The organism is Cupriavidus necator (assembly GCF_040578825.1).
In the GTDB taxonomy this organism is placed as follows: domain Bacteria; phylum Pseudomonadota; class Gammaproteobacteria; order Burkholderiales; family Burkholderiaceae; genus Cupriavidus; species Cupriavidus necator_E.
Genome location: NZ_JBEFLI010000078.1, coordinates 15,812 through 31,108 on the forward strand (window position 1 = coordinate 15,812; position 15,297 = coordinate 31,108).

Here is a 15,297-nt window from a genome sequence, read left to right on the forward strand (position 1 = left end):
TTGTGCTGTCTCGGGGTCACAGCGCATCGCCGCCGGTCTCGCCGGTGCGGATGCGGATGACCTGTTCGATCGGTGCCACGAAGATCTTGCCGTCGCCGATCTTGCCGGTGCGGGCCGATTTCTCGACCGCCTCGATGGCGCGCTCGACCACGTCGTCGGGTACCGCCACTTCGATCTTCACCTTGGGCAGGAAGTCGACGATGTACTCCGCGCCGCGGTACAGCTCGGTGTGGCCCTTCTGGCGGCCGAAGCCCTTGACTTCGGTCACCGTGATGCCGGACACGCCCACGTCCGACAGCGCTTCGCGCACCTCGTCGAGCTTGAACGGCTTGATCACTGCAATGATGAGTTTCATCAGGATTCTCCTGGGGGCGGGCCGGCATCAGCCTGCCCGGGCTGCGTCAGAGTTAGAAAGTCTTGGTGATCGAGGCCCACGCCGCCGCCTTGCCCAGGTAGCGGCCACGGTTGGCGCTGGTGTAGGCAACTTCCTTGGCGTTGGTGTCGACATAGGCCACGGCCAGCGCGAAGCCCTTGCCCAGGTCCTTGGTCAGGCCGATCTTCCAGTCGGTGTACGAGGCGTCGCTGTTGTGCTTCACCCCCTGGTAGCCGACGTGCGCGTTCAGCGTCAGGTCCCAGAAATTCAGCGGCACGTTCGCGGTCAGGTCGACGTAGTAGCTGTTCTTGCTGTCGGCCCAGCCAAACAGGTTGGTGACCGAGTGCGAGTACTTCAGCATCACCGGACCCCAGCCTACGCCGGCGTACAGTTCCGTGGTGTAGGGGCGGGGGTTGTTGTAGCCGCCCGGGTAGTAGTACTCGAGCACGCCCACGTCATAGTTGAATTCGGTGCCGGCGACCTTGACGGTGTTCTTGAAGCCGCCGTAGAAGTCCATTTCCACCGGGGCCGAGACCGCCGGGTTGGCATCCTCGAGCCAGCTGATGCTGGAGTTCCAGTTGCCCAGGTAGAAGCCGCTTTCGTGGGCGTAGTCAAAGCCGCCCTGGATCGCCGGACGCAGGTTGGTCTGACTGATGCCGCGGTAGCGGTAGTCCGAAACCAGCGACACGTTGGCCGTGAACGTATGCGGCGATGCCGGCTCGGCAGCGGCCGCAGCGGGCGCCGGGGCAGCCGTCGCATCCGTGCTCTGCGCGCAGGCGGTGGCGGCGGCGCCGGACAGTACGACCGCGCTGACTGCTAGGGCCAACTTCTTCATGGATTTTTCTCCTTTTCGTGATGGCTCGGACTTCGTTTATTAGAAATTCTGTGAGGCAGGCGAGATCACTACTGCAACTGCCGTGCCAGGTTGGGCGGCGCCGGGCATTCCGCGGGGGCCGCGCTGTCGGCCAATGAGCCAAGCCGCGCATGAATCTGCCCTGCGGCAACGCCGGATCGGGTTAAATGGTGTGAACGCGGCACTGGGGATGCTTTCGCCCGCGTGCCTCACGGGCGATAATCGAGTCCTGACGGTGGCCGGGCGCAGTGAAAGCCTGGACGGTCCGCCCGCATTAGGGGCGCCCTAATCCTGTGCGAAAGCGCGCTATACGCCAGATGCCCACCGGGATTCGCACCAATCAGGTGCGCAAAGGAGAAACCATGAAACCGACCGATCTCTTCAACGACCTGCAGAACAAGGTCAGCGAGGCGCTGCGCAATTCGCCGGCAAGGGACATCGAAAAGAACGTGCGCAGCATGATGACGCAGGGCTTCGCCCGGCTCGACCTGGTCACGCGCGAGGAATTCGACGTCCAGTCGCAGGTGCTGGCCCGCACCCGCGCCCGCCTGGAGGAACTGGAGAGCCGCGTGGCCGAACTCGAGCGCCGCGCCGGCATCCCGCCCGGTGCAGGCGCGGTGGACTCGACCGGGGGCGCATGACCGCGCGGCTCCTGCCGACTCAAACCTTCCAAAAAAGGCCGCCATCACTGGCGGCCTTTTTCGTTAACAGTTCGATGACATGAACCTCGCCGTGTTATGCAGCCGGGCGCTGACCGGCCTCGCGGCCCCGCCGGTGCGCGTCGAGACCCACCTCGCCAACGGCCTGCCCGCCTTCACCATCGTTGGCCTGGCCGACACCGGCGTGCGCGAAAGCCGCGAGCGCGTGCGCGCCGCCATCCTCAACAGCGGCTACGAATTTCCCAACCGCCGCATCACCGTCAACCTGGCGCCGGCCGACCTGCCCAAGGAGTCTGGCCGCTTCGACCTGGCAATCGCACTGGGCATCCTGGCCGCCAACGGCCAGATCCCGTCCGAGGCGCTCGACGCCCATGAGTTCGCCGCCGAGCTGTCGCTGTCCGGCGAACTGCGCCCGGTGCGCGGCGCGCTGGCCATGGCGATGGGCCTGGCGCGCGACAACGCCGCGCGTGTGGCCGCCGGCGAAGCCCCGCGCGCGTTCATGGTTGCCGAAGACAACGGCCCCGAAGCCGCGCTGATCGAAGACCTGGCTGTCCACGCCGCCGCCACGCTGCGCCAGGCCTGCGACCACCTCGGCCCGCTGCCCGACGCACGCCTGCCGCGCGCCGCGCCGGTGCTGCTGCGCGCCCCCGCCGCAGCCGGCCCCGATATGCGCGACGTACGCGGCCAGGCGCAGGCGCGCCGCGCGATGGAAGTCGCCGCCGCGGGCCAGCACTCGGCGCTGCTGGTCGGGCCGCCCGGCACCGGCAAGTCGATGCTGGCGCAGCGCCTACCCAGCCTGCTGCCGCCGATGACGCTGCAGGAAGCGCTGGAATCGGCCGCGGTCATGAGCCTGACGCCAGGCGGCTTCCGTGCCGAACTGTGGGCCCAGCGCCCCTGCCGCGCGCCGCACCACACCGCGTCAGGCCCGGCGATGGTCGGCGGCGGCGGTAACCCTCGTCCCGGCGAAATCTCGCTGGCCCACCACGGCGTGCTGTTCCTCGACGAGCTGCCTGAGTTCGACCGCAGGGTGCTGGAAGTCCTGCGCGAGCCGCTGGAATCCGGCCGCATCACCATCGCCCGCGCCGCCGGACATGCCGATTTCCCGGCCTGCTTCCAGTTCATCGCGGCGATGAACCCGTGCCCGTGCGGCTACCTGGGCCATCCCGACCGCCCTTGCCGCTGCACGCCCGAGCAGGTACGGCGCTACCAGTCACGTATCTCCGGGCCGATGCTTGACCGGATCGACCTGCAGATCGAAGTCCCTGCGCAGGACCAGAGCGACATGCTTGACGGCCCGCCCGGCGAGCCCAGCGCCACGGTGCGCGCCCGCGTGCTGGCGGCGCGTGAACGGCAGCTTGCGCGGCAAGGCAAGCCCAACAGTGCACTGGGCGGCAAGGAGATCGAGATGTATTGCACGATGGCGTCGCAGGCGCAGGCGCTGCTGCGCGGGGCGATGACGCGGATGGCATGGTCGGCGCGGTCGTACTACCGCGTGCTGAAAGTGGCGCGGACCATCGCGGATCTGGAGGGCGCCGATTTGCTGACGGTCGCACATGTGGGAGAGGCAATCCAGTATCGGCGGGCGTTGCGAACCGCGAGCGGATGAGCGTCTATCGACCGGTAAGGTCGCCGCGCACTAGCTGCGCCATTGCCGCGTAGTCCCACCCGTAGACCGCTTCCTCAAGATAGATCTCGCCGCGCCTCGACACGACGGTGGTTTCGTACCGCCCGCCCGTCTCCTCGTAAAAGCGCCGCGCCTTCTCGTTATCGGCCAGCACATACACCTTCATCGAGATATAGCCGCGGCCAAGCAGCTCCCGTACACAAGCCGCGAAGAGACCGAAGCCAATACCCGCTCCATGGTGCGATGCCAGGACATACAGCGCGTAGATCTCCCCCGACACCGAGCGCGCGCTGTTGCGCAGCGGTCCGCAATCGGCGAAGCCGATGACGTCCCCGGCTTCGGTGCGACACGCGACGAAGGACCCGACGGTCGGGTCCGACAGCACGCGTACTCTCGCCAGGAACCGGCGCTCCGGGGTCACAGTACGCAGCAGCTCATCCGGCAACAACTGGCGATAGGTTTCGTGCCAGCAGCGCGCATGCACCGTGGCAAGGGCCCACACATCGTCGGCCACCGCCCTTCGTATCGTGACCGTCATCGCCGTTCAGCGTCGGTTCAGTCGATCAGAGCGGCCAGCGTCTTCTTCGCCGAAGGGTCGCGTCCCCCAGCCCGCATCTCATGCCTCCTCCGACCATTGCACGCCCTCGCGCGCCATGAACGCCGACGATGCCGCCGGCCCCCACGTCCCTGCCGTATAGGGCCGCGGGCCTTCGTCCTGGTGGCGCCATGCGTCCAGGATCGGATCGACCCAGGTCCATGCCGCCTGCAGCTCGTCGCGCCGCACGAACAACGCCAGCCGGCCGCGGATCACGTCGAGCAGCAGCCGTTCGTAGGCTTCGGCGCGCCGCGTGGTGAAGGCCGAATCGAGGTTCAGTGCCAGGCTCAGCGGTTTGAGCTTCATGCCTTCGCCCGGCTGCTTGACCATCAGCGTCAGACGCACCGACTCTTCCGGCTGCAGCCGGATCACCATCCGGTTGGGCCGCAGCGTGCTGCCGGTGTCGAAGATCGAGTGCGGCACCTCGGCGAAATTGATCACGACCTCGGTCACGCGCTCCTGCATGCGCTTGCCGGTGCGCAGGTAGAACGGCACCTTGTTCCAGCGCCACGTGCCCAGCTCGGCGCGCATCGCGACAAAGGTCTCGGTGCGGCTGTCGGAGGGGATGCCCTCTTCCTGCAGGTAGCCGCGCACCAGTTCGCCGGCGATGGCGCCCGCGGTGTACTGGCCGCGCACGGTATTGCGGCGAACGTCCTCGGCCGACATCGGCCGCAGCGAGCGCAGTACCTTGAGCTTCTCGTCGCGCACCGCATCCGAGTTCAGCGACGCGGGCGGCTCCATCGCCAGGATGCTGACCAGCTGCAGCAGATGGTTCTGGATCATGTCGCGCATCGCGCCGGCTTCGTCGTAGAAGCCGCCGCGCGTGCCCACGCCCACGGTCTCGGCCACGGTGATCTGGATGCTGGAGACGAACGGCGTGCGCCACAGCGGTTCGAAAATCGAATTGCCGAAGCGCAGCGCCATCAGGTTCTGCACCGTTTCCTTGCCGAGGTAGTGGTCGATCCGGTAAGTGCGGTCCTCGCTGAAGTAGCGGCTGACCACTTCGCCGATAGCGATGGCAGAGGCGAGGTCCACGCCCAGCGGTTTTTCCAGCACCAGCCGGGTATCGTCGGCGATCAGGCCGTGGCCGGCGAGGTTGTCGCAGGTGGCGGCGAACAGGCCCGGCGGCATCGCCATGTAGTAGATGCGCAGCGCCTCGGTGCGCAGCTTCGCCGCCAGCGCGGGATAGTCGCCCGGCTGCGATGCGTCCAGGCGCACGAAGTCGAGCCCCTCGAGGAAGGTCTGCCATTTCGCCGGCTCGATATAGCGGGCGTCGACAAAGGGCTGCGCGCTCTCGTCGGCGAAGCGCACGAAGGCCTCGCGGTCCCACGCGTGGCGGCCCACGCCGATGATGCGGGTGCCATCGGGCAGGTTGCCGTCGCGGTGGCACATATAGAGCGAGGGCAGCAGCTTGCGCGCCGACAGGTCGCCGGCGCCGCCGAAGATGACGAGGTCCAGCGGCCGCGGATCGGTGCTGCCGAAGGAGGAAACGGTTCGGGTGGATTGCATGGCGGACTCCTTGCTTGCCGGCGGGCGCCGGCGTGGGGGCGATGGTCGTCAGTCGTTCGTCGGGCAGAGCAGCGGTCAGTTCAGCGCTACGTCAACGGTAGTCCAGATCGGCGCGATCAGCGCGTCTCGGTCACCTTGCGCAGATATTGCGGCTGGTCGGGGTCGCGCCCGCGCGCCAGCGCCAGCGCCTGCGCGGCGACGTAGAAGCTCTGGATCGCGGCGATCGGGTCGAGCAGCGGATGGCCGGCCGTCACCAGCGGCAGCTCCGCATCATCCGTGCCAGCCGGCGCGGCCAGCAACACGCGCGCGCCGCGCGCACGCATCTCGGCGGCCAGCGCCAGCAGCCCGGCTTGCTCCGGACCGCGCGGCGCGAACACCAGCAGCGGATAGCCGTCACCGATGATTTCCATCGGACCGTGCCGCACTTCCGCGCCGGAGAACGCCTCGGCCTGGATGCCGGAGGTCTCCTTGAGCTTCAGCGCGGCCTCCTGTGCGATGGCCAGTCCCGCGCCGCGGCCAAGTACGATCATCCGTTGCGCGCCGCGCAGCGCCGGCACCAGCGGCATCCAGTCCTGTGCGGCGGCGTCGGCCAGTACCGCGGGCAGGCCCTCGCAGGCGTCCACCAGTTCGCGCTCGCCGGTGCGTGCCGCTTCCAGATGGCCGACCAGCAGCGCCGACATCGACAGCATCGCGATATAGCTCTTGGTCGCGGCCACGCTGTGCTCCGGGCCGGCGCGCAGCGGCAACTCATGCGCGCATGCCTGCGCCAGCGGCGAGTCGGGGGCGTTGACCAGCGCCAGCGTGGCAGCGCCGCCGTCGCGCAGCGCTTGCATGGTTTCGACCAGGTCCGGGCTGCGCCCAGACTGCGAGAACGCCACCGCGAACTGCCCGGCGACACGTAGCACGCTGCCGTGCAGCGTTACCGTCGACATCGGCAGCGAAGCCACCGGCACGCCGAGGCGGCGCGTCACCAGCGCCGCAAAGTAGCTGGCGGCATGGTCCGAACTGCCGCGCGCCACGGTCAGCACCGCGGGCCAGGGCTGCGCGGCAAGCGCCGCTGCCAGCGCAGCAATGTGCCGTGCATCGGCCAGCTGCGCCGCCACCACGCCCGGCGCGCTCAGCGCCTCTTCAAGCATTCTCGACACAACACTCTCCTTCGACATAAACGGTGCGCACGGCCAGCGCGCGGTCCAGCACGACCGCATCGGCCCAGCAGCCGGGCGCCAGCATGCCGCGGTCGGCCAGGCCGAGATACTGCGCGGGATAAAGCGAGACGCGCCGCGAGGCATCCTCCAGCGGCAGCCCGATCGTGACGAGGTTGCGCAGCGCCTGGTCCATCGTCAGCACGCTGCCGGCCAGCGTGCCGTCGGCCAGCCGTACGCTGCCGTCCGCCTTGTAGACGGTCTGGCTGCCCAGGTGGTACACGCCGTCGGGCATGCCGGCCGCGGCGGTGGCATCGGTCACCGCGTACAGCCGCGGGATTGCGCGCAGCGCGGCGCGGATTGCGCCGGGATGCACGTGCAGCAGGTCGGGGATCAGCTCTGCAAACTCGGCGTGCGCCAGCGCCGCCGCGACCACGCCCGGCGCACGGTGCTGCAGCGGCGTCATCGCGTTGAACAGGTGCGTGAAGCCGCTCGCGCCGGCTTGCAGCGCCGCCACCGCGTCTTCATAGGTGCCCAGCGTATGCCCGAGCTGCACGCGCACGCCGCGCGCGGCCAGCGTGCGGATGATGCCGAGATGGCCCGGCAGCTCGGGCGCCAGCGTCACCACCTTCAGCGGCGCCGCGCCCAGGTATTGCTCCAGTTCTTCCTGCGTGGCGAGGGCCGACGTGTCGGGCTGCGCGCCCAGCTTGCCGGGATTGATATACGGCCCTTCCAGGTGGATGCCGAGCATGCGCGCCGCGCCGTGCGGGCGTTGCGCGCAGGCGCGGCCCAGCGCCTGCAGTGCCGGCAGCAGCACGTCGTGCGGCGCCGTCATGGTGCTGCCCAGCAGGCTGGTGGTGCCGTAGCGCACATGCGCGCGCAGGATCACCGGCACCGCCGCCTCGCCGTCCATGAAATCCTTGCCGCCGCCACCGTGGTTGAGCAGGTCGACAAACCCCGGCAGCACGTACGGGGCATCGTTGCCCTCCGGCGTGGCGGGAACGCCGTCGATACGCGCGATGCGTCCGTCCGCGCCGGCATGGATCTCACCGAAGACCCAGCCGGCGGGCGTCAGGATGTTTCCTTTCATGGCCACTTTCCCCACATCGACAACTTCACCGCCACGCCCCCGTCAGAACAGGTGGATGATGCCGGCGTACGCGCCCTGCTGGTTCGCGCCCGGACGCGGCATGGTGTCCGGGGACGCCTCCACCGAGAAGGTGGCATTGCGCGAGTTGAACACCGACGCGACCGTGCCATACAGCGAGGTGCGCTTCGACAAGTCATACTTTGCGCCTAGTGTGACAAGCGTGCCATGCCCGCCGCTGTTGTTCAGGGTGGCGTAGTAGACGCCGGACAGCAGCGTCAGCGCCGGCGTGACGCGATAGTTGGCGCCGCCCCACGCCATCTGGCTGCGCGTGGCCGCGTACGGGTTCTCGGGCGTGGCCACGGTATCGCCCGACGATACCGTCAGGTTGTAGCCGGCATAGAGGCGCAGGTTGTTCAGCGCATAGCTGCCGCCCAGCGTGTACTGCCGCGAATTGACGTACAGGTTGTCCATGCGGCCCTGGTCGTCGCGCAGTTCTTCGTAGAGCGCGGTCAGGTTGAGGTTGCCCTGCGCGTACTTGAGCGCCGCACTGAGCTGCTTGCCGCTGTTGAAGCTGCCTGCCACGCCGTCGCTGCCGGCCTGCGCGCGCACGCTCAGCCCGCCCCATACCGGCGAGTTGTAGGTCACGGCATTGGGGCGCGAACCCCAGTTGCGGCCATAGACCAGCGTGGCCACCGAGCTGGCCTGCAACCCCATCGGGTCGATGCCACCGCTCTCGTCGTCGGTCAGGCTCATGGCGCGCCCGAGCAGCAGCGTGCCCCAGTCGTTGCCGCCCAGTCCCACTTGCGCGCGGCGGTTGAACAGCGGATCGGAGCGGCCGGTGCCCGACGTGATCATCCCTTCCAGGTTGAACACCGCGCGCATGCCGCCGCCCAGGTCCTCCGCGCCACGCAGGCCCCAGAAGCTGACGCCGTACTGGTTGCTGCCGAAGCGGAAGGTATCGACATCGCCGCCGGGGCTGGCGATGCCGTTGACATAGTCGAGGCCGGCGACGGCGCGGCCGTACAGAGTGATGCCGGTATTGGTGGATGGACTGGCGGCTTGCGCACAGGCGCTGCCAGCCGACGCCGCGAGCAGCGTCGTCAGTGCAAGGCGTTTCACGATCGATTTCTCCTTGATGGCTTCAGGCGATATCCATCGGCGTAGCTGAGGTGGCTGTTGTGATTGCTGTCATGGCCGACGGCGTATGTCGACCGCAGCCGCGCACGGCTGCGGCGCGGGGGTCAGGCGGGCGCTGCGGCTTGCAGCGCGCGCTGGAAGGCGGCGGCGTGTTCGTTGGCGGGATGGCCGAAGACGATATGCGCGGTGTCGGCGCCGGCCCACATCAGCTGGCTGCCGGAGCCGCCCTCGAGCCGTTCGGCGCTGACGCGGGCGCGCTCGCGCACCACTACGCGCAGCCGCGTCTGCGCCACCACGCCGACCGAGGCGATATTGCCGGCGCCGCCCAGCGCTTCGATCCACCAGCCGGGATCGAAGCTCGTTACCGTCAAGGCTCGTGCGGGGACCATCTCGGCGGCCGCTGCCTCGGCCTGCTGCAGGACGCCACGGATCTCGCCGGCGACCTGCTCGGCCTGCGGCCCGAGCACCACCTGCACCACGTTGGGCGGGCGCTTCAGTACGCCGCGCGCGCCCAGCGCCTTGAGCCGCGGCTCAGACACCAAGCCGGTATCGGCCACGTTCAGCCGCAGCCGCGTGGTGCAGGAGTCGACCAGCACCAGGTTGGCGGCACCGCCCAGCGCCTGGACATAGCGCTGCGCCACGCTGCCGGCCGCGGGCTCAGCCGTGCCTGCGTCCGCCAATTCGTCCGGCACGACCTCGTCGCGCCCCGGCGTCAGCAGGTTGAAGCGGCGGATGAACAGCCGGAACAGCCCGTAATAGACCAGCGCACAGGCCAGCCCCAGCGGGATCGCCAGCCAGCCGTGGCTCGACAATCCATAGCCGAGCACGTAGTCGATCGCGCCCGCCGAGAAGGTGAAGCCGAGCCGGATATCGAAGGCATGGCACAGCGCCATCGCCAGCCCGGTCATCACCGCGTGCACGCCGTACAGCACCGGCGCCAGGAACATGAAGCTGAACTCGATCGGCTCGGTGATGCCGGTCAGGAACGAGGTCAGCGCCATCGAGAACAGCATGCCCACCACCGCCGCGCGCCGCGCGGGCGGGGTCTCGTGGTACATCGCCAGGCAGGCCGCGGGCAGGCCGAACATCATCACCGGGAAGAAGCCCGCCATGAACAGCCCCGCGGACGGATCGCCGGCGAAGTAGCGGTGCAGGTCGCCGGATACTGCCGCGCCGGTGGCCGGATCGACATAGCTGCCGAACACGAACCACGCCAGCGTGTTGATCAGGTGGTGCAGCCCGGTCACCAGCAGCAGCCGGTTCAGCAGTCCGAACACGAAGGCGCCGGCCGAGCCCGCGGTGGTCAGCCACGCGCCCGCCGCATTGATCGCGCCCTGCACCGGCGCCCATGCAAAGGCGAGCACCACGCCCAGCAGCAAACAGCACAGCGCGGTGACGATAGGCACGAAGCGCTTGCCGGCAAAGAAGCCCAGATAGGGCGGCAGGCTGACGTTGCGATAGCGGTTGTAGAGCCCGCCCGCCACCGCGCCCGCGACGATGCCGGCCAGCACGCCCATGTCGAGCGACTTGTCGATGGTCTTCATCACCGTGGTCAGCACCAGGTAGCCGATGGTGCCGGCCAGCGCCGCGGCGCCGTTGTTGTCGCGCGCGAAGCCTGTCGCCACGCCGATCGCGAACAGCAGCGCCAGGTTGGTGAAGACTGCGTTGCCGGCCTCGGCCATCAGCTTGATGTCGAATACGTCGGGCTGGCCAAGACGCAGCAGCAGGCCGGCCACCGGCAGCACCGCGATCGGCAGCATCAGTGTCGCGCCCAGGCGCTGCATCCTGGGCAACAGGTCCATCTTCATTGGCGTTCTCCGGATATGGGCGCGCAGTGCGCGCGTGGGGTCTGGCGGACCGGCGCTTACACCGGCCAGAACTGGCGGCACGCATCGCGCACCGCGGCGGCGGATGGCAGGCGCAGCAGTTCGCCCGCGCGCTGCCGGCAATCGGCATGGGAGAGCGCGCGCACACGCGCCTTGATGCCGGGCACCAGGCCGGCATCGACCGACAGCTCGGTCACGCCCAGGCCGATCAGCGCCGGCACCGCGAGCGGATCGCCCGCCAGCGCACCGCACACGCCTACCCACCGGCCGTAGCGCGCGGCGCCCGCGGTGGTGGCGGCGATCATGCGCAGCACCGCGGGATGCAGGCCGTCCATGCGCGCCGCCAGCTCCGGCTGGCAGCGGTCCATGGCAAGGGTGTACTGGGTCAGGTCGTTGGTGCCGATCGAGAAAAAGTCGGCGTGCTCGGCCAGCTGGTCGGCCAGCAGCGCGGCGGACGGGACTTCGATCATCACGCCGACCTCGACGGCGGTATCGGCATGCATCTCCAGCGCCAGCGCGCGGATGCGCTCGCCCCAGGCCACCAGTTCGCCCACCTCGCTGACCATCGGCAGCAGCAGGCGCAGCGGCGCGGCCGCGCGCACCGCCAGCAGGCCGCGCAACTGGTCGTCGAACAACTGCGGGCGCACCTGCGCCAGCCGCACGCCGCGCAGGCCCAGCGCGGGGTTGTCTTCGGGCGGCAGCTGCAGCCAGGCGGCGTCCTTGTCGGCGCCGATATCGAGCGTGCGCACGATCGCGCTGCGGCCCTGCAGCGCGTCCGCGATGGCCTGGCAGGTGGCGGTGTGATCGGCCGCCGTGGGCGCCTGGTCAGCGTGCAGGAACAGCAGTTCGGTGCGCAGCAGCCCGACCGCCTCGGCGCCATGCGCGAGCGCGCTGCGGGCGTCGTCCAGGCTGCCGATATTGGCCGCGACCTCGATACGCACCCCGTCATGCGTGCTGGCAGCGGCGTGCGCGGCGCGCAGGTCGGCTTCGCGCTGCTGCGCGCGCAGGCGGGCGGCGCTGGCGGCGGCGGCAAGGGCGTGCGCGTCGGGATTGGCGTGCAGCCGCGCGTGGTCGGCGTCGGCGATCACCGGGGTGCCGTCGGGCAGCCGTTCAAGCACGTTGCCCAGCGCCACCAGGCACGGCATGCCGAGCTGGCGCGCGATGATGGCCGCGTGCGAGGTCGGGCCGCCGCGCACCATCACCAGCGCGGCGACCTGCCCGGGATGGAGTCCGGCCAGATCGGAAGGCGTGAACTCCTCGGCGGCCAGCACGATGGGATCGCCGTCGGCCGCGGGCCGCGGCAATTGGCTGGCGAGCGTGCGGGGCCCCGCTTCGGCCGGGGCAAGCGCGCGCAGCACGCGCTTCTGCAGGTCCAGCAGGTCTGCCGCGCGCTCGGCCATGCGGGGGTCGGCCAGCGCCGACAGCACCGCCGCTTCGGCACGCGTCGCTTCGCGCCAGGCGAAGCCGGCGCTCTTGCCAGCGGCGATATGGGTGTCGGCGGCCGCCAGCAGCGCCGGGTCGTCCAGCAGGGCGCGATGCATGGCGAAGATGCCGGCCTCGGCGCCGGCGCGGCGCGCGCTGGCGGCCAGGCTCTGGTGCGCCAGTTGCGCATCGATGGCAGCCAGCGCGTGGCGCAAGGCTGCGCGTTCGGTGGCGGCGCCCTGTCCGGCCTCGGCCGGTTCCGGCGCGGTGTCGCGCCACCAGTGCAGCGTGCCGATGGCGATGCCGGGCGCGGCGGCCACGCCGGCGCTGCAGCCCGGCGGCAATTCGACGGAGGCAGACAGCATGGCGGCAGCGGGGGGCCGCGGCTCGTCCTCGCCCGCGCCGGCGCGCTGCAGTTCGTGCGCGACGGCGGCGAGCGCGGCGCCGGCATCGCGCCCGGTCGCGACCAGTTCGACCGTCGCGCCTTCGCCTGCGGCCAGCCCGAGCAGTGCCACCAGGCTGGCCAGGTTGGCCTGCCGGCCGTCGTAGTGCAGCACCAAGCTGGCGTCGAGCCCGCGCGCAGCCTCGCGCGCCCGGGCGGCAGGCCGTGCGTGCAGGCCGCCGGGACAGGCCAGCGTGACCGTGCGCCGCTGCTCCGCCACGCTCTTGGCCTGCTGCGCCTGCTGGCCGGCGCCGGTGGGGCGCACCTGCAGCAGCACCGTGCTGCCCGCCTCGGCCAGCTTGTCGTCAGTGCGCGCGGCCACAACAAAGGCCTCGCCATTGGCGATCGCCATCACCGTCACCAGGCTCAGCGCCTGCCGCGCGATCCGGTCGATATCGAAGCGGATCAGCGCATCGCCCTGCCGCACGGTGTCGCCCGGCGCCACGCATGGCGCGAAGCCTTCACCGCGCAGCGTCACGGTATCGATGCCCACATGCAGCAGCACCTGCGCGCCGCACGGCGCCTGCAGCGTCAGCGCATGGCCGGTCGCGGCCAGTTGGACCACGGTGCCGTCGCACGGCGCCACCAGCGTATCGGACAGGGGATCGATGGCCACCCCGTCGCCGAACATGCCGTCGGCAAAGACCGGATCCGGCACCGCCGCCAGGGGAAGCAGCACTCCGCTCAACGGAGCCCGCAGCAACAGGGTCTCGGCGGGATCAGTGATGTGGTAGGGCATGGAGTCAGGTCGCTTGCAGGGATCGCACGTGCCACGTCGGAATGGCGTGGCGTCGGGGTCACGACAAAGATAGACGTGACGTGACAATAAAAATACCAGCGTAAACCACTACCAAATTTTGGTATTACAGTGGCATCTTTATTGAGGCAAGACAAAGCAGGCCGGCAGACGGGCGTCCGACCTGCTTTATAGCGCACAGATAATCCATTTTTCCGTAGAATTTTCCGGCGGTCCGCGTGTTTTGTCGGCACGACTTGTAAGGAATCTTTCAGATACCAGCAGGCATTTCCGAGCCACGGGACAATTTCATATCGATGCGGAAGCCTCCCGGTTGATTCTCCGCAACATGTCCTAAAGTGGTATCATCTCGTACCACCCCCCGGTACTGACAAGGACTCCCGAATGGACGAACGGCTGCTGGCCCTGAAGCCCGACCAAACCGACGCCACGCCGATCTACCTGCAGGTCGCGCGCGGACTGGGCGCAGCGATCCGGGCCGGACTATGGCGGGTCGGCGACGCGCTGCCGTCAGAGCGCACGCTGGTCGAATCGCTGGGGATCTCGCGCGTCACCGCGCGCCGCGCCCTGCAGGTGCTGGCCCAGGACGGCGCGATCACGCGCAGCCGCGGCGCCGGCACCTTTATCGCACCGCGCCCGGCGCAGAAGCCGGCGCGGCTGGACAACTTCAGCGAGCTGGCGCGCCGCCGCGGCATGACACCGGCCAGCGAACTGGTGGCGTTCGAGCGCCGCCGCGCCACGCCGCCGGAGGCCGCCGCGCTGGCGCTGCAGGAAGGAGAAGAGATCGTCAGGCTCACGCGGCTGCGCAAGGCCGACGGCCAGACCTTCTGGATGGATGTGACCACGCTGGCGCTGGCGGTGCTGCCAGACGCGAGCGCCATCGGCGAATCGCTCTATGCCTACCTGGAACGGATCGGCAAGCCGGTGCTGCGCGTCACCGAGAAGCTACGCGCGATCATTGCGACCGAGGAACTGGCCGCGCGCCTGAATATCGCGCCGGGCGAGCCGCTGCTGCATATCCTGCGCACCGGCTACACGCACGGCGACCAGCCGGTCGAACTGACCGACGCCTATTGCCTGAACGATTTCTACGAGCTTAAGTAGTAGCGGCTGGCTACCGGCGGCTCGACCGGCGGCGGGGTGGGATCTTCTTCGGGCGGCAACGGCAAGTCAGGAGGCACGCCCGGCGGCGACGGTTCTTCCGCCGGGGGCACGGTATGGCGCGGCAGCGCTTGCGCGCCGGCGTGGGGGTTCAGCGAGGCTGGCATGCGGGGTCTCCGTGGCCGGGGGTTCCCCCTCATTGAAGCAAACCCGGCCGCTGCGCGCCAGTGCGGCGCCAGTGCGGCGCCCATGTAAGCGGGTCAGGCGTGCTGCCGGCGCACGAAGAACAGCGCCGCGCCGACCGCCATCAGCACGCTGCCGAAGAAGCGGTTCTGCCAGCGCACCGCGCGCGCATTGCGGAACAGCCCCTGCATGCGCGAGGCCAGCAGCGCATAGCCATGCATCACCACCAGGTCCACGCAGCACATGGTCGCCGCCAGGATGGCCAGTTGCAGCGCCAGCGGATGGTTGGGATCGATAAACTGCGGCAGCACCGCGACCATGAAGATGATGCCCTTGGGGTTGGTCACATTGGTCAACAGGCCGGTGGGGGAAGGGCCGGGGGGGGGGGGGGGGGGGGGCCCGCGGCGGGCGGGGGGGGGGGGGGGGGGGCGCGGCGGGGGGGGGGGGGGGGTGGGGGGGGGGGGGGGGGGGGGGGGGGGGGGGGAGGAGGGGGGGGGGGGGGGGGGGGGGGGGGGGGGGGGGGGGGGGGGGGGGGGGGGGGGGGGGGGGGGGGGGGGGGGGGGGGGGGGGGGGGGGGGGGGGGG

At 69.8% G+C, this 15,297-nt stretch carries 13 protein-coding genes and 1 pseudogene; 3 read left to right on the forward strand and 11 right to left on the reverse strand.

From position 1 onward, the window contains the following. Window positions 1–16: 16 nt before the first annotated feature. Entirely contained in the window at window positions 17–355 is a 339-nt protein-coding gene (locus AB1I47_RS28250) for a P-II family nitrogen regulator (protein WP_010814843.1), read from the reverse strand. Between the two features lie 52 nt (window positions 356–407). After that, window positions 408–1,208, reverse strand: coding sequence for a TorF family putative porin (locus AB1I47_RS28255; RefSeq protein WP_354686999.1), 801 nt, complete (start codon window positions 1,206–1,208; stop codon window positions 408–410). A 380-nt stretch (window positions 1,209–1,588) separates the two neighbouring features. Between AB1I47_RS28255 and AB1I47_RS28260 the strand changes: the two genes are divergently transcribed. Both AB1I47_RS28260 and AB1I47_RS28265 read left to right on the forward strand, forming a co-directional pair. Next, complete coding sequence (locus AB1I47_RS28260) at window positions 1,589–1,867, forward strand: accessory factor UbiK family protein (RefSeq protein WP_042883924.1); 279 nt, start codon at window positions 1,589–1,591, stop codon at window positions 1,865–1,867. A gap of 79 nt (window positions 1,868–1,946) precedes the next feature. Then, on the forward strand, window positions 1,947–3,491 hold the full coding sequence (locus tag AB1I47_RS28265; RefSeq protein WP_354687000.1) for a YifB family Mg chelatase-like AAA ATPase: 1,545 nt from the start codon (window positions 1,947–1,949) through the stop codon (window positions 3,489–3,491). 4 nt (window positions 3,492–3,495) lie between these two features. On the opposite strand, the gene AB1I47_RS28270 is transcribed toward AB1I47_RS28265, so the two are convergent. From AB1I47_RS28270 to ptsP, 7 genes are all read right to left on the reverse strand, one after another. Beyond that, window positions 3,496–4,047, reverse strand: a complete 552-nt coding sequence (locus AB1I47_RS28270; RefSeq protein ID WP_354687001.1) for a GNAT family N-acetyltransferase — start codon at window positions 4,045–4,047, stop codon at window positions 3,496–3,498. Window positions 4,048–4,125: 78 nt separating this feature from the next. Next, entirely contained in the window at window positions 4,126–5,613 is a 1,488-nt protein-coding gene (zwf, locus tag AB1I47_RS28275) for a glucose-6-phosphate dehydrogenase (RefSeq protein ID WP_354687002.1), read from the reverse strand. A gap of 116 nt (window positions 5,614–5,729) precedes the next feature. Continuing rightward, the gene (locus AB1I47_RS28280; RefSeq protein ID WP_354687008.1) at window positions 5,730–6,749 is read right to left on the reverse strand and encodes an SIS domain-containing protein; all 1,020 of its coding nucleotides are present in this window, start codon (window positions 6,747–6,749) and stop codon (window positions 5,730–5,732) included. After that, the gene (nagA, locus tag AB1I47_RS28285; RefSeq protein WP_354687003.1) at window positions 6,742–7,845 is read right to left on the reverse strand and encodes an N-acetylglucosamine-6-phosphate deacetylase; all 1,104 of its coding nucleotides are present in this window, start codon (window positions 7,843–7,845) and stop codon (window positions 6,742–6,744) included. The genes AB1I47_RS28280 and nagA overlap by 8 nt, the downstream gene beginning before the upstream one ends. Window positions 7,846–7,887: 42 nt before the next feature. Then, entirely contained in the window at window positions 7,888–8,964 is a 1,077-nt protein-coding gene (locus tag AB1I47_RS28290) for a porin (RefSeq protein WP_354687004.1), read from the reverse strand. 122 nt (window positions 8,965–9,086) lie between these two features. Further along, a complete protein-coding gene (gene nagE / locus AB1I47_RS28295; protein WP_407935925.1) occupies window positions 9,087–10,790 on the reverse strand; it encodes an N-acetylglucosamine-specific PTS transporter subunit IIBC in 1,704 nt (567 codons plus the stop codon). A gap of 56 nt (window positions 10,791–10,846) precedes the next feature. Then, window positions 10,847–13,411, reverse strand: coding sequence for a phosphoenolpyruvate--protein phosphotransferase (ptsP, locus tag AB1I47_RS28300; protein ID WP_354687005.1), 2,565 nt, complete (start codon window positions 13,409–13,411; stop codon window positions 10,847–10,849). A gap of 402 nt (window positions 13,412–13,813) precedes the next feature. Here ptsP and AB1I47_RS28305 point away from each other — a divergent pair, with 402 nt between their 5' ends. Then, complete coding sequence (locus AB1I47_RS28305; protein ID WP_354687006.1) at window positions 13,814–14,533, forward strand: GntR family transcriptional regulator; 720 nt, start codon at window positions 13,814–13,816, stop codon at window positions 14,531–14,533. Here AB1I47_RS28305 and AB1I47_RS28310 read toward each other — a convergent pair. Both AB1I47_RS28310 and AB1I47_RS28315 read right to left on the reverse strand, forming a co-directional pair. Then, entirely contained in the window at window positions 14,518–14,697 is a 180-nt protein-coding gene (locus tag AB1I47_RS28310; RefSeq protein ID WP_354687007.1) for a hypothetical protein, read from the reverse strand. The two genes, AB1I47_RS28305 and AB1I47_RS28310, sit on opposite strands and share 16 nt — an antisense overlap. A 93-nt stretch (window positions 14,698–14,790) precedes the next feature. Further along, a pseudogene (locus AB1I47_RS28315) lies at window positions 14,791–15,078 on the reverse strand (LysE family translocator); the annotation flags it as partial. Between the last annotated feature and the right edge of the window lie 219 nt (window positions 15,079–15,297).